The sequence below is a fragment of the Pseudomonas alvandae genome (assembly GCF_019141525.1).
GTDB lineage: Bacteria > Pseudomonadota > Gammaproteobacteria > Pseudomonadales > Pseudomonadaceae > Aquipseudomonas > Aquipseudomonas alvandae.
Genome location: NZ_CP077080.1, coordinates 3,638,225 through 3,655,819, shown reverse-complemented (window position 1 = coordinate 3,655,819; position 17,595 = coordinate 3,638,225). Strand labels below are relative to the sequence as shown.

Sequence of the window (17,595 nt, the reverse complement as noted above, 5' to 3'; positions counted from 1 at the left end):
AAAAGTCAGGAGTCATCGATGCAACCGATTCGTCTCGGCCTGGTGGGCTACGGCAAGATCGCCCAGGATCAACACGTCCCCGCCATCCGCGCCAACCCTGCGTTCGAGCTGGTGGCGGTCGCCACGCAAGGGCAGCCGTGCGCCGGCGTGGAGAACTTCCAGTCCTTGGGCGAGTTGCTGGAAAACGGTCCGCACGTCGATGCGATTGCCTTCTGCACGCCGCCGCAAGGGCGCTTCGGCCTGGTTCGCCAGGCGCTGGAAGCGGGCAAGCATGTGCTCGTGGAAAAGCCGCCGTGCGCCACCTTGGGCGAAGCGATGGAATTGGTCGAGCAGGCGCGTGAAAAGGGCGTCAGCGGCCTGTTCGCCTGGCATTCGCGTTATGCGCCCGGCATCGAGGCGGCCCGCGACTGGCTTACTAGCCGCACGCTGCAAAGTGTCCAGATCGACTGGAAGGAAGACGTGCGCAAATGGCACCCGGGCCAGGCGTGGATCTGGCAGCCCGGCGGCTTGGGCGTGTTTGATCCGGGCATCAATGCCTTGTCCATCGCTACCCACTTGCTGCCCCGCGCTCTGTTCGTCGAGTCCGCCGAACTGCGCGTCCCCGATAACTGCCAGTCGCCGATTGCCGCCAGCATCAAGATGTCCGACGCCGGCCATCTCGACATCCGCGCGGAGTTCGATTTCGACCATGGTCATGACGAGCTCTGGAGCATCGAGATTCGTTGCGCCGAAGGCACCTTGCGCCTGGACAACGGCGGCGCGCTGTTAAGCATCGACGGTGTACGCCAGGCGGTGTCGGAGGAGGGCGAATACGCGGCGGTGTACCGGCATTTCCAGCAACTGATCGGTGCCAAGGCCAGCGACATGGACCTGCAACCGCTACGCCTGGTTGCGGACAGCTTTTTCGTCGGTAGCCGGACGTTGGTCGAGCCGTTCTACGATTGATCTTGCCCACGCGTCGATCGTCCTGGCGACGATCGGCGCGCTACATGCCTATTGATGTATTTCGGCAACCGACATGGTGAAGACCAGCTTCGATTTGCCCGCGTTGGAATAGGCGTGGGCGACATCGGTTTTCGCGACCGCCGAGCTTCCGGCGGGAATCACCAGTTCTGTTTCCCCCACTACGCACTTCAACGTGCCTTTCTCGACATGGAACAGCTCAAGCGTGCCTTGAGGGTGTCCGGCTGAAGAAAAGGATTCGCCCGGGAACATCTCCCAGCGCCACAACTCGATCATGTTCGGGCCGGTCGTCCCGGCGAGCAGGCGTGCAGTGCCTCCCAATTCCCCGGTCCACAGCGTCGGGATGTCCTGGCTGTCGATGATGTGGGCCGACGGTGGCTCCGCCACGTTGACGATATCCGCCACTGAAAGGCCCAGCGCCGCAGCAATCTTGCACAAGATGCCGATGCTCGGGTTCGCCGTGCATTTCTCGATCTCGACCACCATCCCTTTGCTGACGCCCGAGCGCCGGGACAGCTCGTCCAAGGTGATTTTCTGAGCCTTGCGCGTCTGCTTGAGCGTGCGGGCAACGGCCAGGCTCACCGCGTGGGCATCCGCGCCAGGCGTGGTCGATAGAGTGGTATTCAGGGTCATCACCAAAGAGTCGTGAGGAAGATAGGCCAGGATTCTCGACGGTTGCCGGTGGCGTCGTCAATCAGCTCGTCGGAGTTTATCGACCAGAAAAGTCGATATATTGACTTTGGCTGTCGGCGATGACTAGCATGAAAGCCAATTTGGATCGCTGGAGAACCTTGATGCTGTCAGTACTGCCGTTGATCGACCAAGCCGTTGCCGAGCTGGCGCCCGGGTTCAGGGCCCTGAGCATCGTGGTGCAGGCTGCGCCGCTGACCCAACCGGACGTCGCCCGCACGGCCCTGGATCGTGCCTGCCAATCGGTGCTGGCCGGCGGTCCCGCCTGGGGTGAGGCCCACCTGCAGCAATGGGCCGACACGTTTCGACAGTTCGGCGCCAAGCCACAACGCACGCCATGCTCGGCCGAGGCCCTGCGCAAGCGCGTGCTGCGGGACGGCAGCTTGCCGAGCCTGGATCCCGTCGTCGATCTCTACAACGCCATCAGCATCGAGTACGCGATCCCCGTCGGCGGCGAAAATATCGAGGCCTACGTAGGCTCGCCGCGGCTCGTGATCGCCGACGGCTCCGAACCGTTCGACACCATGAAAGAAGGCGCGCCCGCCCATGAATTTCCAGACGCCGGCGAAGTGGTCTGGCGCGACGACCAGGGTGTGACGTGCCGTCGCTGGAACTGGCGACAGGGCGTCAGGACACGCCTCGATGCGGACGCCAGGCACATGTGGTTCATCCTCGAAAGCCTGCCGACGATGCCGCTCGAAGCGTTGACCGAGGCGGGCGACAGGCTGATCGAAGGGTTGCAGGCGATGATGCCGGGTGTACAGATCGAGAGTGCATTGGTCGGTCCTGGCGCTCACTGAACAACAGGTTGTCCCGCAGGGGGCAAGAGGGTGTCTCATTCATGAACTACGTCAGCACGCGGACACCCGGCAAGACCTACGCATTCAGCGAAGTGCTCATGGGCGCGTATGCCCCGGATGGCGGATTGTTCGTTCCTGGCAAGGTGCCTCGGTTTACGGATCAGGCGCTTTCCCGGCTGGAGTGGCTGCCTTTCCATGAGCTGGCCTGCGAGGTGATCGGTCCTTTCCTGGGCGACTGGATACCTCGGGAGCAGTTGTTCCGAATCGTCGAGCAGGCTTATTGCGGCTTCAAGAGCAGGGCGGTCGCGCCGCTTTACCAGACGGCGACTAACGAGTGGGTGCTGGAGTTGTTTCACGGGCCTGCCAACGTCTATCAGGACTTCGGCCTACAGCTGATGGCCCGTCTGATTGAGTACACGTTGTCCAAGAGTGGCAAGGAGGCCTTGGTGGTGGGCTGCACCGGCGGCGACACCGGTGCGGCGGCGATCAAGGCTTTTAACGGCGTGCAAGGCGTGACACTGGTCGTACTGCACCCGTCACGGGGCATGACGCAGGCGCATCGACGGCGTTTGTTGAGCACCGGGCAAGCCAACGTCATCAACATCGAAGTCGACGGGGACTACGCCGATTGCCATCGGTTATGCGAGAAGTTCCTCAAGGGCAGCCACCGAACCCGCAAATCGCTCATCTCCTTCAATTCGGTGAATTGGGTAAGGGTACTGGCGCACCTGTCGTTCTTTTTCTATTCGGCGCTTCAACTCGGGGCACCAAAGAGGGAGGTGGCCTTCAGCGTGCCCACCGGCAACTTCGGTGCGCTGTACGCAGGGTATGTGGCCAGGGAAATGGGCTTGCCCATCAGGCAATTGATCGTGGCCACGAACGCCAATGCGGGCCTGCACGAATTCCTGCAGAACAACCTCTACCGCCGCCATGAAATCCGCGCCACCCAGACGCCGTGCATGAACGTCTCCGTGGCTTCGAACTTCGAGCGGTTGCAATGGAGTGTGCTCAATGGTTGCGGGAACAAAGTCGCCAGGAACATGGAGCGGCTGGAGGAAGACGGGCGGATCCAATTGGAACAGGACGAATGGCTGCAAGCGCGCAAATTGTTCGACTCCCTCGCTGTGGAGGATGCGGATGCCTTCAATAGCATCCATGAGGTTTTCGTGCAGAGCGGTTACCTGATCAGTCCACCCACGGCCATAGGCTTGCGTGCGGCGCGTGTCAGCCGGCGCAGCTTGCTGATTCCGATGATTTGCCTGGCGACCACCCATCCATCGATCAGTGATGCCGGGCTGCAGCGTTTGTCCGACCGAAGTTGTATTTCAATACCCAATGATATAGCCGCGCTGGTGCAGTTTATTGATGACTTGTCCAAAGACACGGAGTCTCGCTCGTTATAAAACCGGAGTCAGCGATGAAACGTGTTCTCGATAAAGTTGATGAAAAAATACTGGATGAGCTGACCCGTCATGCACGGCTTGCCCATAATGAAATCGGATTGAAAGTCAATTTGTCGCGCAATGCCGTGCGACTCAGGATTGAGCGATTGGAACGCGATGGTTATATCCGGGGATATACCATCGTCAAGGGCACGCCGGCGGCGGAAGCAGGGCCTATCAGGGCGCTGGTCTTTGTCTATCGAAAGGACCGGATGCGCGATGCCGAGGTGGTCCGGTCAGTGGCCACCATGCCCGAAGTCACGTCCTGCAACGTGATGAGCGGTGATCTCGACATCGTCTTGACCGTAGAGGCGCTGAATTCGGATCGCATCCACAAAGTCTGGAGCGAGATCTCGGCGTTGCCGGGTGTATTGAATACCGTCACGTCTTTCGTCTTGTCTTGCACTAAGTAAACCGAAAAGCGAAGTGTGCCGATGCGCGAGCAAATTGCTCGTAATAACGCGCTGTTTGCCATCTTCGTAAACATCAATGGCGGAATTATCATCGTCAGTACCTAACTATAACAACGAGAACGTGCCGTGGCTGACTGTGCAGTTACCTGTTTGGTATTGAAACAACAGGTCCATCATTATGAATAATTTGAGTCTCTCGCTCGCGGCTGATTATAAGGCGATGGTTGTTAGCAACCCCTTTGACGGTTCTCCAGTGGGTGAGGTGATGGACATGCCCGCTTCATCAGCGACCCCGCTGATTGACACGGCACTGCTGGGGGCCCTGGTTGCCAGGGAGCTGCCGCGACATGAACGGGCGCGGATATTGGAAGCCACCGCGTCAGGTGTCGAAGCCGACAGGGATGCGTTTGCCCGGCTTATCGTGGCCGAGTCCGGGAAAACCTTGAAGCAAGCAAGGAAGGAAGTCTCGCGCTGCATCAACACCTTGAAACTCTCCGCTGAGGAAGCCAGGCGCAATGCCGGCGAGGTGATCCCGTTCGATGCCTACGCCGGGTCGGAGTCCCGCCAGGGCTGGTACACCCGCGAGCCGCTCGGCGTCATTGTCGCCATCACGCCTTATAACGATCCGCTGAATCTGGTGGCCCATAAGCTCGGACCGGCCATCGCAGGTGGCAACGCGGTCGTGCTCAAGCCTTCCGAGTTGACGCCGCTGTCGGCGATCAAACTGGTGGGTTGTCTGATCGACGCCGGCTTGCCGCCCGGCGTGGTCAGCGTTGCGACAGGTGGCGCTGCGTTGGGCAAGGCCCTGGTCGCGCACCGCGCGGTGCGCATGGTTTCGTTCACCGGGGGCTTCGTCACCGGTGAGCAGATTTCCCGTATCGCCGGCCTGAAGAAGCTGGCAATGGACTTGGGCGGCAATGCGCCGGTAATCGTCATGGCCGACAGCGACCTTGCCGCTGCCATTGACGCCTGCGTGTCGGGTGCGTTCTGGGCAGCGGGGCAGAACTGCATTGGCACTCAACGCATCTTGATCGAGGCGCCGGCCTTTGACGCCTTCAAAAAAGGCTTTGTCGAAAAGACCCGCGCACTGGTCGTCGGCGATCCTGCGGACGAGCGCACGGACGTCGGCCCCATGATCAGCGAAGCGGCGGCCAAGCGCGCTGAAGCGTTGGTCAACGAAGCGGTTGATCACGGCGCCACGTTGCTGTTCGGCAACCTGCGCGTGGGCTCGCTGTATTCGCCAACGGTCCTGGAAAACGTCGGCTGCGATTGTCCGCTCTGGTACGAGGAAGTCTTCAGCCCGGTGGTGATGCTGCAATCGGTGGGCTCGCTGGAAGAGGCGTTGACGCTGGCCAATGAGCCGCAATACAGCCTGCACGCCGGCATTTTCACCCGAGACCTGAACGTTGCCCTGAGCGCCGCCAAACGGCTGGAGGCGGGTGGTGTGATGATCAACGATTCGTCGGACTTCCGTTTTGATGCGATGCCTTTCGGCGGCTTCAAATACGGAAGCATGGGCCGCGAAGGCGTGCGTTTTGCCTACGAGGAGATGACCCAGCCCAAGGTCGTCTGCCTTAACCATACAGGCACCGGTGCAAGCGTGTTTTCACCCGGCAAGACAACAACATCCTTCTGAGGAAATACCCATGCGTCCTGATAAAAAGAACCTGTCCTCGCTGTCTGCGGCCACCCTGGCGGTGCATGGCGGCAACGTTGCCGACGCCACCAGTGGCGCGGTTCGCACGCCCCTGGTGATGGCCAACTCTTATCTGCTGCCTGAAGACCCGGCCACCATGGACTGGTCGAGTCCGGACGGGCTGGTGTACACGCGCAACCAAGGTCATAACCAGGTGTGCCTGGAGAAAAAACTCGCCGCACTCGAAGGTTGTGAAGCGGCTGTGGTATTCGCCACCGGCGTAGCGGCGTTGCATTCGGTGTTCTTCTCATTCCTGAAGAGCGGCGATCACGTCATCGTCAGTGATATTACCTATCAGGCGGTCTGGCGGCTCTTTGCGGAACTGCTGCCTGAGCGCTACGGCATCGAAGCGACGTTCGTCGACGTGGGTGACCTGGATTCGGTACGCCAGGCCCTACGGCCCAATACCCGGCTGATCCACACCGAAGTGATCGCCAACCCGACCACCAAGGTGGCGGACATCGGAGCGCTGACTGAAATTGCCCATGCCCACGGCGCGTTGATCAGCGTGGACGCGACGTTCACGCCCCCGCCATTTTTCCGCGCCAGCCAACAGGGCGTCGATTTTGTCGTGCACTCGTTGACCAAATACATCAACGGCCACGGCGATGCCATGGGGGGCGTGGTGATCGGCACCCAACGGATGATCGACAAGATCAAGAACGATGCGCTCGTCGACCTCGGCGCGACCATCTCGCCGTTCAACGCCTGGATGATCATGCGCGGCTCGGTCACGCTGCCGCTGCGCCTGAACCAGCTATTGAGCAGCGCCGGGAAAATCGCTGAATTTCTCGACTCCGACGATCGCATCGCCTACGTCTATTACCCCGGGCTGGCGTCTCATCCCCAGCATGAATTGGCGCGCCGACAGTTCGCCGGCAAGGGGTACGGAGCCATGATGGCGTTTGCGGTGAAAGGCGATCCGGACACGCAAAACCGCTTTGTCTCGAACCTGCGCATCATCACGTCAGCGGTATCACTGGGGCATGATGAGTCGCTGATCGTGCACGTCGGCGCGGAGGGCCGGGGCGGTTTCGACAAGTACCCTGAAGAATTCCGCCAGTACGGGCATTTGCGCTTTTCGGTCGGTTTGGAAGATCCCGAAGATCTGATCAGCGACATCACCGCCGCGCTGGATGAAACATTCAAGTAATTTGGCTGATCAGGTCGCGCAACAGGGTTTGGTCAACCCGTCTTTGCCCCCGTACCAGCGGGGGTTCTTTTAATAAGATTATGAGCAATTATCTCATTCAGTCATTGCTGAGTGCCCCTGGATAATTGCCCATGTATTTAATGGAGTTGGATTGTGGCTTGGCTGAGTTTAATAATTGCTGGATTACTTGAAGTGGTTTGGGCGTTTTCGATGAAACAGTCCGATGGATTAACTCGGGTCGGCCCGACGGTGATTACCCTGATAACGGTCATTGCCAGTTTTGCCTTGCTGTCCTATTCAATGAAAAGTTTGCCGCTCGGCACCGCCTATACCATCTGGACAGGCATTGGCGCGGTGGGAGCGTTCGCGGCAGGCATCATTTTCCTGGGCGAGCCGGCCAGCCTGTCGCGGGTCGTGGCTGCGGTCCTGATTGTCAGTGGTTTGTTGATGATGAAGTTGGTTTCTGCCTGAAAGGCGAGCGGTTTGCTCGTAATATCGTTCACTTTGCCATATTCGTAAAACCGCGACGCTCCGGTAATGTTCAAGTCGAAATCGTTGCGCTCGTGGAACACCAGTGCCCGACATCGATTGCCCTTAATCCAATTACAATAGTTAGGGATGTATTTATGATTTCGTTGAGAAAGTTGTGTGCGGTCCTGCTGTTACCGTTATGTGTGGGCGTGGCTTCGGCCAAGGACTACACGACACTGCGCTTTGGTGTCGATGCCAACTACGCGCCCTTCGAATCCAAATCGGCCGATGGCAGCCTCAAAGGGTTTGATATCGATCTGGGCAACGCTATTTGCGCCAGGCTGCAAGTCAAGTGCGTCTGGGTCGATAGCGATTTCGACGGTCTTATTCCTGGTCTGAGGGCTGGCAAGTTCGACGGCATCCTGTCTTCCATGACCGTGACCCCCACACGCGAAAAAGCCATCGACTTTTCGGACGAACTCTTTTCCGGTCCTACCTCCTACGTGTTCAAGAAAGGCTCGGGGCTGAGCGAGGAGGTGGCTTCGCTCAAGGGCAAGACCGTCGGTTATTTCCAGGGCAGCATCCAGGAGGCCTACGCAAAATCTGTCCTGGAGAAAGCGGGTGTGAAAACCCAGTCCTACCAGAATCAGGATCAGGTTTATTACGACCTGGTGGCGGGGCGCCTGGACGCCTCCATTCAGGACACGCTGCAAGCGAAACTGGGTTTCATGGCGTCGCCTCAAAGTGCCGGTTATGAACTCAGCAACACCGTGGACAGCCCCTACCTGCCGGCCAAGACGGCCATCGGCATTGCCAAGGGCAACGCCGACTTGAAGGCCCTGTTGAACAAGGCCATCCAGGCGCTCCATGACGATGGCACCTACGATTCGATCCAGAAGCAATATTTCGGCGATCTGAATCTCTACAGCGGCAAATGACCCTCCGACGCTCGTCCGCGGGGATGGGCATCTTTTCGCCTGAGGTTGCTGACCATGATCGACACACTATCAAACGCGTTGGAGCTCGCAGGGTTCAGCCTGAAGGGCTTCGGGCCGCTGTTGCTGAACGGTGCCTGGATGACCGTCAAATTGTCCGTCGCTTCGCTGCTGCTCAGTGTGCTGTTGGGACTTGCCGGGGCCAGCGCCAAGCTCTCCGGCAAGCACTGGCTTCGCATGCCGGCGCAGCTCTACACCACGCTTATTCGCGGCGTACCGGACCTGGTGCTGATGCTGCTGATTTTCTACAGCCTGCAAACCTGGCTGACGATGATCACGATCGCGCTGGGATGGGACTACATCGAGATCAACCCGTTCGCGGCCGGGATCCTCACCCTCGGATTCATCTATGGTGCCTATTTCACCGAGACCTTTCGCGGCGCGATGCTCGCGGTTCCCCGTGGGCAATTGGAAGCCGCCACTGCCTATGGCTTGAGCCGGGCGCAACGCTTTCGCCTGGTGGTTTTTCCGCAGATGATGCGCTTTGCCCTGCCGGGGCTGGGCAACAACTGGATGGTCATCCTCAAGGCCACTGCGCTGGTCTCGATCATCGGCCTGGCTGACCTGGTAAAGGCCGCCCAGGACGCGGGCAAGAGCACCTACCAACTGTTCTTTTTCCTGGTGCTTGCGGCGTTGGCCTATCTGGTCATCACCAGCGTCTCCAACGTTGTCCTGCGTCACTTGGAACGGCGTTATGCAACGGGTTGCCGGGAGGCCGTGCGATGATCGAACTTCTGAAGATGTATGGGGAGCCGTTTTTCTACAGCGATGGGCAGCAGATCACGGGCCTGGCGATGACGCTTTGGCTGCTCAGTGCCTCCCTTTTCGTCGGCTTCATCGTGTCGATCCCGCTGTCCATTGCCCGGGTCTCATCCCGTTGCCTGGTGCGCTGGCCGGTGCAGTTCTACACCTACCTGTTTCGCGGGACGCCGCTCTATATCCAGTTGCTGATCTGTTATACCGGTATCTACAGCCTGGCGGCGGTACGGGCGCAGCCGTTGCTGGATGCGTTCTTTCGCGATGCGATGAACTGCACGATCCTGGCGTTTGCCCTCAACACTTGCGCCTACACCACGGAGATTTTCGCCGGCGCCATTCGCAGCATGGCCCATGGTGAAATCGAGGCGGCCAAAGCCTATGGCCTGTCCGGTTGGAAGCTCTACGCCTTCGTGATAATGCCTTCCGCGCTGCGCCGTTCGCTGCCGTACTACAGCAACGAAGTCATTCTGATGCTGCATTCCACGACGGTGGCCTTCACCGCGACGGTACCGGACATCTTGAAAGTGGCCCGGGACGCCAACTCCGCGACCTTCCTGACCTTCCAATCGTTTGGCATAGCAGCGCTGATCTACCTGGCGGTGACGTTCGCACTCGTCGGCCTGTTCCGCCTCGCCGAGCGTCGCTGGCTGGCTTTCCTCGGCCCGGCTCATTAGTCATGCCTGCCTGAACGTTGTCCATCCCGATCCGCTTAAAGAAGAAGATTGCGACATGTACAAACTGACCGTTGAAGATTTGCACAAAAGCTACGGCAACCACGAAGTGCTCAAGGGCGTGTCGCTCAAAGCCAGTACCGGCGATGTCATCAGCCTGATTGGGGCCAGCGGCTCCGGTAAAAGTACCTTCCTGCGCTGTATCAATTTTCTCGAAACCCCCAACGATGGCGCCATGAGCCTGGACGGCAAGCCGATTCGCATGGTCAAGGATCATCTGGGGTTGCACGTGGCCGACGCCAGTGAGTTGCAGCGCCTGCGCACGCGCTTGGCGATGGTATTCCAGCATTTCAATCTGTGGGGGCACATGACGGTGCTCGACAACATCAGCCTTGCGCCGCGCCGGGTGCTGGGTGTCGGTAAGAAAGAAGCTGAGGAGCGGGCCCGGCATTACCTGGAAAAGGTCGGGTTGCCGGCGCGGGTGGCCGAGCAATTTCCGGCCTTTCTGTCGGGTGGCCAGCAGCAACGGGTCGCCATTGCCCGCGCGCTGGCAATGGAGCCCGAAGTCATGCTCTTCGACGAGCCGACCTCTGCCTTGGACCCTGAGTTGGTGGGAGAGGTACTCAAGGTCATTCAGGGACTTGCGGAGGAAGGTCGGACCATGATCATGGTGACGCATGAAATGAGCTTCGCCCGCAAGGTCTCGAGCCAACTACTGTTTCTTCATCAGGGCCAGGTCGAGGAGCAGGGCGGGGCCGAGATCCTCGACAACCCGCGCAGCGAGCGCCTGCAGCAATTCCTGTCCAATGGGTTGAAGTGAGGCAGCCGGGGTAGCCGATGACGACGCGTCAGGTCACGGCTACTCCAGATCCTCCGCCCGATGCCGCTCCGGCACCTGGCTCGCCTCATCGCCCCAGGTCCGGTTGACACGCTGTCCTCGCTTGACCGCGGGCCGATTGGCGATTTCCTCGGCCCAGCGCTGCACGTGGGTGTATTCGTGGGCCGACAGGAACTCGGCCGCCGAGTACACGTTGTTCCGCACCAGTTGGCCGTACCAGGGCCAGACCGCGATGTCGGCGATGGTGTACTGGTCGCCGGCCAGGTACCTGTTTTCGGCCAGGCGACGGTCCAGTACATCCAGTTGGCGCTTGGCTTCCATGGTGAAGCGGTTGATCGGGTACTCCATTTTTTCTGGCGCGTAGGCATAGAAATGGCCGAAACCGCCACCCAGGTAAGGCGCCGAGCCCATCTGCCAGAACAGCCAGTTCAGGGTTTCAGTACGGCCGGCTGGATCGCTGGGCAGCAAGGCGCCGAATTTTTCCGCCAGGTACAGCAGGATCGAACCGGACTCGAACACACGGAGCGGCGGCTCGACGCTGCGGTCCAGCAAGGCCGGGATCTTGGAGTTCGGATTGACCTCGACGAAGCCGCTGGAGAACTGGTCGCCTTCGCCGATGCGAATCAGCCAGGCGTCGTATTCCGCGCCGGCATGCCCGAGGGCCAGCAGCTCTTCGAGCATGATCGTGACTTTCACGCCATTGGGCGTTGCCAATGAATAGAGTTGCAGCGGGTGCTTGCCCACCGGCAACGGCTTCTCATGGGTCGGCCCGGCGACAGGCCGGTTGATGCTGGCGAACTGGCCACCCGAGGGGGCCTCATGTTTCCAGACTTTGGGCGGAACGTAAGACGCTTGGCTCATGAAACGTACCTTATCGTTGAATGCATGTGTTCCGGGACGAAGCCATAGCACATTTGCGCTATGGCACGCGTCGAGACATGGACTCTAATCTATGGGCGCTCTGTCAGGCAGACAAGGGCAGTGGGCAAATGAGTCGAATCGACAGGGAGCTGCTTTTGAATAACACACCGTCAAGCCATCCAGACGTGAACACCGATGATCGCAAGCGTGTCGCCGGGGGGCTCGCCCTTGCCGCCTGCACATGGACCGTCATGACCGCTGTGTCGGCGGCATACGCGGCAGACGTGTCGTCCGCTCCCTGCACCCGCGAGACCGATTTCCAGCCCGGCACCGTGGTGATGTCGGAAAGTCGCGACAATCTTTCGCCAACCACCAGTCGCAGTAAAACCGAGACCCTGGCCCGTGAAACCTTTGCCGGCGCCGATCCGGTGGTATCACTGCACACGTCGTATCTGAACAACGTGCCGTTTTACCTCACCAAGACCTATGCGGAAATCAAGGATGGCCAACTGATTCGCTACGGCGACCGGCATGGCGATGGGGCGTCGCTGGTGACTTCGACATACAGCCCGCCGCCCGCCACGCCGATCGATCTGCAGCCTGGCCAGACGGTCACCGTCAACTACAAGAACAAGGCGCAGAGTGCCGGCGGGACGGTGGAGTTCGATATTTCCGAGAAGCTGACCTACAACGGCCGGGAAACCCTCACGACCGCGCTAGGAACATTCGATACCTGCAAGTTCACCAACGAAATCACCACGGGCGGCGCCGCCAGGCAGGTCGTCGTGGTGCATAACTGGTTCCCGGTGGACGGGCCTTATCGTGGCCAGTCGATTCGCTCGGTCACGCCTGCGTTCAACGGTGTCCCGGAAAGAATCAGTGAAATCATCAATATGAAATATTCCACGCGATAAGCGTTTTTTCAGACCTGGGTACGGTCGCTATATTTCCTTTGGCGATAGTCCAGTAAGTGCGCCGATATAGTCTTTCTTGACGTCAAAAGATAATTCCTTCGAACCATTTCAGTCCTTGAGTTATTCGCCGATAGCCCTTTGAGGTCCGGTGAATTTCTTGGGTTCGTCGAGGGTACGTCATGTTTAACACAACACTAAAAAATGAACTGACGGCCAGGACGGCCGACTTGGCAACCTATAAGGGACTGGTCGGTGCGCTGGAACGGTCCATGGCCGTGATCGAGTTCAGCCCGGATGGAAAAGTGCTTCGGGCCAACCAGAACTTTCTCAACACCATGGGTTATCGCGAAGATCAATTGGCGGGCTTGTCGCACCGCAATTTCTGTACCCCTGCGTTGGCCGGCAGTGCCGAATACCGCGAGTTCTGGGACCGGCTACGGTCCGGTCAATTCGTTTCCGGGACGTTCCAGCGGATCAGTGGCCAAGGCCGCAATGTCTGGCTGGAGGCCAGTTACAACCCCGTCCTGGATGAGCAGGGCAAAGTCGCGAAAGTGGTCAAGTACGCACTGGACGTCACCGCTCGGGTGGCCAGCGATGCGGAAATCCGTGGCCGGCTGGTGGCACTGGATCGGGCCATGGCGGTGATCGAATTTGACTTGGGCGGCAATATCCTGACCGCCAATGAAAACTTCCTCCAGACCATGAATTACTCGCTGGCGGAGATCAAGGGCAAGCACCATCGCTTGTTCTGCGAGACGAGCCTGGTCAACTCTTCCGAATACAGCGACTTCTGGCGTCGTCTCAATGCCGGCGAGTTCTTCAGCGGTCAATTCAAGCGCCTCGGCAAACATGGCAAGGTGGTTTGGCTGGAAGCCAGCTATAACCCGGTCTATGACGCGGAAGGCAAACTGAGCAAGGTCGTCAAGTTCGCCAGTGACATCACCGAACGGGTGGAAAAGTTCGAAGAAGATTCACGCGGTGCTTCCCGTGCGTACCACATTTCTTCCGAGACAGAGAGAGTCGCCGAACAGGGCGCCCAGGTGATCCAGCAAACCGCCAAGGAAATGCGCCAGATCGCCGAAAACATCGGCGCCTCCGCGCGCCTGGTCGGGCAACTGGGCGCGCGTTCGGAAGAGATCACCGCCATCGTCAACACCATTCGCGGTATCGCCGACCAGACCAACCTGCTGGCGCTCAACGCCGCCATCGAGGCCGCGCGGGCCGGCGACCAGGGCAGGGGCTTTGCGGTCGTGGCCGATGAAGTCCGGCAACTGGCCGGGCGCACCAGCCGCTCGACCTCGGAAATCGCCGAGATGATCGGCATGATTCTCTCCGAAACCCGCGATGCGGTGGCCAGCATGAGCGTGACGCACGAGGGCGCGCTGCGCGGCGTTACCCTGGCGGACCAGGCGGGATCGGTCATCGTGCAGATCAGGGCCGGGACCACCGATGCGCTGGAGGCGGTGAGCATGTTTGCGTCCAAGCTCGACGAGTCGGAAGTGATTCCTAAAACGGCAATTGGCTGGGTCGGCTAGGTTGACGGCTGCGTCTGGGGGGAGTCCAAGAGGGACCGCTCCCCAGACGGTTCAATAAAACGGGTGCCTCAATAGACCCGGTAATATTTCACCACGTCATCCACGAAATAAATGGTCAAGACGGTGCCCTGGGTCTGGCTCTGGCCGGTTTTCTGGCCGGTGACGCTACCGACGTCATTGGCAACACCCTGGGCTTTGGAAATTTGCGCGGAGGTGTCGTACATCTTCAGGCTCGTCTCGGTGGAGACATACTTGTGAGCCAGCTTCATGTATTTATCCAGGCCTTCTTCCCTTTTGTCATAAGTCCAGTTCGACTCATTGCTGGTGCTGGTCGAATTGAGCTCCTCGCTCGCCGGTGCGCCAAACATCTGGGTGATCTGGCTCTTGGTGGTCTTGCCCGGAATGATGGTTTGCTTCAGGTAACCGACGTTGTATTTCTGTGCGCCGGCGTTCAGCGAATTCATCAAGTCCCCCGTGTTTGTACAACCCCCCAGGACGCCCGCCAGCAAGCACAGTGCCATTCCGTTTTTAAGTGTTTTTCCATACTTGAAAGACATAAGACTCACCTTGAGTAATGTTCAGGACCGTTCCATTTCACCCAGCCAGGCGCGAAGTTGACCCAACAGCGCACGCCAGCGAATCATTCAATTCAATGCCGCACGCAGCGCCATCCACGAAACGTCGGAACGTGCAGGGCTGCACGCCGTGTTGCGTGAAAAGTTATATACCGGGGCGTTGGCCTTTAATGGCGCGCTGACAGCTTAGGGGGAGGGCAATGACGCAAGCTATAGTACAAGTGTGCTATGGCTTCGATGGGGCGCAGGACGGATAAACACTAAGGGAAACTTATGGTTATCCGATGCTTCAAGTCTGCTGTTTGCCAGGCCATTGGCTTGCGGTCGGATAATTGGAAAATTGAGCGGCAGCCGCCGCGCGGGTAGGGACATCCAGCGCCTTGAGCAAGCTTGAAACATGGATACGAACCGTAAAGGGTGAAATCCCCAATGCCTTGGCGATTTCCTTATTGGTCTTGCCGGCGGCGACCAGGCCAAGTACTTCCCGTTGCCGTGTCGTCAATTGGGACAACGCCGTTGTTTCGACATCGCCCAGGATCGAGTTCTCCGCATGGTATCTCACCACCACTTCGCCTTCGCGAATCGCCATGAAGGCTTCGGCGATGCCGGCCGGGTCGATGTTCTTGCCGATGAAACCGTCTGCGCCCAACGCAATGACCTGGTCGATGACGTCGATGTCCTCGACCATGGACACCACGATGATGGAAGTGCGTTTGAATTCATTGCGCAATTGGCTGATGACGTCCAGGGACTTGATGCCCGGGAAACGCAAATCGAGTACCAGTGAATCAATTTCCGCGCCTGTTCGGGCAAGCGCCAATACTTCGTCCAGATTACCCGCTTGTTCGATGACGGCGGTCGGCAAGAGCCTTTCAATCGTTCTCAGCATACCTTCGCGAAACAAGGGATGGTCATCCGCCACGATTACTCTGCAGGTCATGCGAAAGATCCTCCTGATCTTCAAGTCCTGGGCATCGTACCTTAAACAATGGCGCTGGGTTTCAATGTTGAAACAGACTTTTAGGACGGGAGATTCGTTTGAATATGACTGAAAAGAATAGCGAGTTGGACCAGGCCACGTTGCGATTGACCGTCGGTGCCTGTGCCTCGCTGTATATCTTCGTCGTGGCGAGCCTCTCGACCAGCGACTTCGCGACTTATGTACCGATCATGTGGTACATGACTTTTTTCTTCAGCGTCGCGATTCCGTTGCGCATGGCAATCAAGCGTTGGCCGGGGCATTTTTTCCTGCGTCGGCTGTTCGCCATGACGCTCGACTACGTGAGCCTGGCCTTTGCCCTGATCGTCGGCGGAGAGGGCGCACTGCCGCTTTACGCGGCGGTGCTGTGGGTCACGCTGGGCAACGGCATGCGCTTCGGCACGCGCTACCTGATGATCGCGACGTTGATTGCGTTGGCGACACTGGTGGCGATTTTCCTGTTAACGCCGTTCTGGCGCGGCCAGCCGTTCCTGTTCCTGACCCTGATCGTCACGACGATTGTGGTGCCCGCTTACGCGCACATCCTGTTGACACGCACCCGCATCGCTTCGGAGGAGGCGATTGCGGCAAATCAGGAAAAATCCCGGTTCCTGGCCCAGGCCAGCCATGACCTGCGCCAGCCGATCCACTCCATCGGCCTGTTCACCGCCTGCCTGCGCGATGCCAGGCTCGGTCGGGAGGAGCTACGGTTGGTGGACAACATCGACCGCTCGCTGCACATCGTGTCGCAACTGTTTCGTTCGATCCTCGACATCTACACCCTCGACAACGGCCAGCTCGAACCACAGGCCGAACCGGTAAACCTCGGGGCGTTGCTGCAGGATGTGGTCAAGCAGAACACCGAGGCCGCCCGTTGGGCCGGCGTCGAGTTGCGCTTGCGGCCTTGTCGGCATTGGGTGCAGGTCAATGCCGGCTTGCTGGCGACCATGGTGCAGAACCTCGTCTCCAACACGCTGAAATACGCCTCCGGGCAACCAGTGCTGATTGGCGTGCGTCCGAAAGGCGATGGCCTGGCGATCGTCATCTATGACAAGGGACGAGGCATTGCCGCCGAGCATCTGCCCGAGGTGTTCAAGGAGTTCTACCGGGTGCGTCACGTGCGGGACAAGGATGTCGAGGGGTTGGGCCTGGGGTTGTCGATCGTCAAGCGCATCAGCCACCTGATCAACCTGGATATCCGTTTGGATTCCAGGCTTGGGAAAGGCACCCGGGCGATGATCCAAGGCTTGGAAATGATCGCGCCGAGAACCCCTGTAGACAGGCCGGTCGCCGCTCAAAATCGTCTTCAAGGATTGCGGGTGTGCCTGGTGGAAGACGACTCCAACGTGCTGATGGCAACGTCGGCACTGCTGGAGAAGTGGGGATGTGTCGTCGAGACCCACAGCGACGGGGTTGGCGTGACCAGCGACTGCGACATCATCATTGCCGATTTCGACTTGGGCACGAAGGTCTCCGGCGCCGAATGCATTGCGGCGATCCGTGAGCAGCGAGGCTGGGAGGTGCCGGCGATGATCATGACCGGGCATGAGATCGAGCGCATTCGCCACGCGCTGCACCACATGAACATTTCGATCCTGGCCAAACCGGTGCGGCCGCCGGAATTGCGGGCGACCTTGCTGGAGCTGACCAAGCACTTTGCCTGGCGGGTCTAGCGTCAACGTACTTCCAGGCCGCCAGCGCCGCTGGTCATTCCATTTCGTGCAACAGTGGATTTCAATCCGTGCGTATTCCTGCGCCGGCGCTTTGGGCAGAAGATGGCTCCACCGCACACACCGTTCGCCAACGGTGTGATTGGACCTCCCTGACCACAGCGCATTCA

18 protein-coding genes and 1 pseudogene are annotated in these 17,595 nt (G+C 59.2%); 15 read left to right on the top strand and 4 right to left on the bottom strand.

Annotated elements, in window-relative coordinates; translation table 11 throughout:
* Positions 1-18 precede the first annotated feature (18 nt).
* Entirely contained in the window at positions 19-945 is a 927-nt protein-coding gene (locus tag KSS97_RS16260) for a Gfo/Idh/MocA family protein (protein ID WP_030140571.1), read from the top strand.
* Positions 946-993: 48 nt separating this feature from the next.
* Here the strand turns inward: KSS97_RS16260 and KSS97_RS16255 are convergent, their stop codons facing one another.
* The gene (locus KSS97_RS16255; protein ID WP_198796786.1) at positions 994-1,596 is read right to left on the bottom strand and encodes a helix-turn-helix domain-containing protein; all 603 of its coding nucleotides are present in this window, start codon (positions 1,594-1,596) and stop codon (positions 994-996) included.
* Between the two features lie 161 nt (positions 1,597-1,757).
* On the opposite strand from KSS97_RS16255, the gene KSS97_RS16250 reads away from it, so the two are divergent.
* The 10 genes from KSS97_RS16250 to KSS97_RS16205 all read left to right on the top strand — a co-directional run bounded on the left by KSS97_RS16250 (position 1,758) and on the right by KSS97_RS16205 (position 10,873).
* Positions 1,758-2,453: a B3/B4 domain-containing protein gene (locus KSS97_RS16250; RefSeq protein WP_217859616.1), complete on the top strand. Its 696-nt coding sequence runs from the start codon at positions 1,758-1,760 to the stop codon at positions 2,451-2,453.
* A gap of 41 nt (positions 2,454-2,494) precedes the next feature.
* On the top strand, positions 2,495-3,856 hold the full coding sequence (gene thrC / locus KSS97_RS16245; RefSeq protein WP_198796787.1) for a threonine synthase: 1,362 nt from the start codon (positions 2,495-2,497) through the stop codon (positions 3,854-3,856).
* A 14-nt stretch (positions 3,857-3,870) separates the two neighbouring features.
* Positions 3,871-4,308 carry an Lrp/AsnC family transcriptional regulator gene (locus tag KSS97_RS16240; RefSeq protein ID WP_217859615.1) on the top strand — a complete coding sequence of 146 codons (438 nt, stop codon included), beginning with the start codon at positions 3,871-3,873 and terminating at the stop codon, positions 4,306-4,308.
* A gap of 178 nt (positions 4,309-4,486) precedes the next feature.
* Positions 4,487-5,944 (top strand): aldehyde dehydrogenase family protein, encoded by a 1,458-nt coding sequence (locus tag KSS97_RS16235; protein ID WP_051065987.1) that lies wholly within the window; start codon positions 4,487-4,489, stop codon positions 5,942-5,944.
* A 10-nt stretch (positions 5,945-5,954) separates the two neighbouring features.
* Complete coding sequence (locus KSS97_RS16230) at positions 5,955-7,157, top strand: trans-sulfuration enzyme family protein (protein WP_198796789.1); 1,203 nt, start codon at positions 5,955-5,957, stop codon at positions 7,155-7,157.
* 153 nt (positions 7,158-7,310) lie between these two features.
* Complete coding sequence (locus tag KSS97_RS16225; RefSeq protein WP_030140578.1) at positions 7,311-7,628, top strand: DMT family transporter; 318 nt, start codon at positions 7,311-7,313, stop codon at positions 7,626-7,628.
* 155 nt (positions 7,629-7,783) lie between these two features.
* Positions 7,784-8,566 carry a transporter substrate-binding domain-containing protein gene (locus KSS97_RS16220; RefSeq protein WP_217859614.1) on the top strand — a complete coding sequence of 261 codons (783 nt, stop codon included), beginning with the start codon at positions 7,784-7,786 and terminating at the stop codon, positions 8,564-8,566.
* A gap of 54 nt (positions 8,567-8,620) precedes the next feature.
* A complete protein-coding gene (locus tag KSS97_RS16215) occupies positions 8,621-9,349 on the top strand; it encodes an ABC transporter permease (RefSeq protein WP_217859613.1) in 729 nt (242 codons plus the stop codon).
* A complete protein-coding gene (locus KSS97_RS16210; protein WP_217859612.1) occupies positions 9,346-10,056 on the top strand; it encodes an ABC transporter permease in 711 nt (236 codons plus the stop codon). The genes KSS97_RS16215 and KSS97_RS16210 overlap by 4 nt, the downstream gene beginning before the upstream one ends.
* Before the next feature lie 55 nt (positions 10,057-10,111).
* Positions 10,112-10,873: an ABC transporter ATP-binding protein gene (locus KSS97_RS16205; protein ID WP_217859611.1), complete on the top strand. Its 762-nt coding sequence runs from the start codon at positions 10,112-10,114 to the stop codon at positions 10,871-10,873.
* A 39-nt stretch (positions 10,874-10,912) separates the two neighbouring features.
* Here KSS97_RS16205 and yghU read toward each other — a convergent pair whose 3' ends face one another.
* Positions 10,913-11,752 carry a glutathione-dependent disulfide-bond oxidoreductase gene (yghU, locus tag KSS97_RS16200; protein WP_030140583.1) on the bottom strand — a complete coding sequence of 280 codons (840 nt, stop codon included), beginning with the start codon at positions 11,750-11,752 and terminating at the stop codon, positions 10,913-10,915.
* A 155-nt stretch (positions 11,753-11,907) separates the two neighbouring features.
* Here yghU and KSS97_RS16195 point away from each other — a divergent pair, with 155 nt between their 5' ends.
* The 3 genes and pseudogenes from KSS97_RS16195 to KSS97_RS28725 all read left to right on the top strand — a co-directional run bounded on the left by KSS97_RS16195 (position 11,908) and on the right by KSS97_RS28725 (position 14,201).
* The gene (locus KSS97_RS16195; RefSeq protein ID WP_431145417.1) at positions 11,908-12,666 is read left to right on the top strand and encodes a hypothetical protein; all 759 of its coding nucleotides are present in this window, start codon (positions 11,908-11,910) and stop codon (positions 12,664-12,666) included.
* A 179-nt stretch (positions 12,667-12,845) separates the two neighbouring features.
* Positions 12,846-13,613, top strand: a pseudogene (locus KSS97_RS28730) (PAS domain-containing protein); the annotation flags it as partial.
* A 3-nt stretch (positions 13,614-13,616) separates the two neighbouring features.
* The gene (locus KSS97_RS28725; protein WP_408636545.1) at positions 13,617-14,201 is read left to right on the top strand and encodes a methyl-accepting chemotaxis protein; all 585 of its coding nucleotides are present in this window, start codon (positions 13,617-13,619) and stop codon (positions 14,199-14,201) included.
* Between the two features lie 68 nt (positions 14,202-14,269).
* On the opposite strand, the gene KSS97_RS16185 is transcribed toward KSS97_RS28725, so the two are convergent.
* Positions 14,270-14,665 (bottom strand): hypothetical protein, encoded by a 396-nt coding sequence (locus KSS97_RS16185; RefSeq protein WP_033864536.1) that lies wholly within the window; start codon positions 14,663-14,665, stop codon positions 14,270-14,272.
* Between the two features lie 400 nt (positions 14,666-15,065).
* Positions 15,066-15,716 (bottom strand): response regulator, encoded by a 651-nt coding sequence (locus KSS97_RS16180; RefSeq protein ID WP_030140587.1) that lies wholly within the window; start codon positions 15,714-15,716, stop codon positions 15,066-15,068.
* Positions 15,717-15,820: 104 nt separating this feature from the next.
* On the opposite strand from KSS97_RS16180, the gene KSS97_RS16175 reads away from it, so the two are divergent.
* Positions 15,821-17,428 (top strand): ATP-binding response regulator, encoded by a 1,608-nt coding sequence (locus tag KSS97_RS16175; RefSeq protein ID WP_030140588.1) that lies wholly within the window; start codon positions 15,821-15,823, stop codon positions 17,426-17,428.
* Positions 17,429-17,595 lie beyond the last annotated feature (167 nt).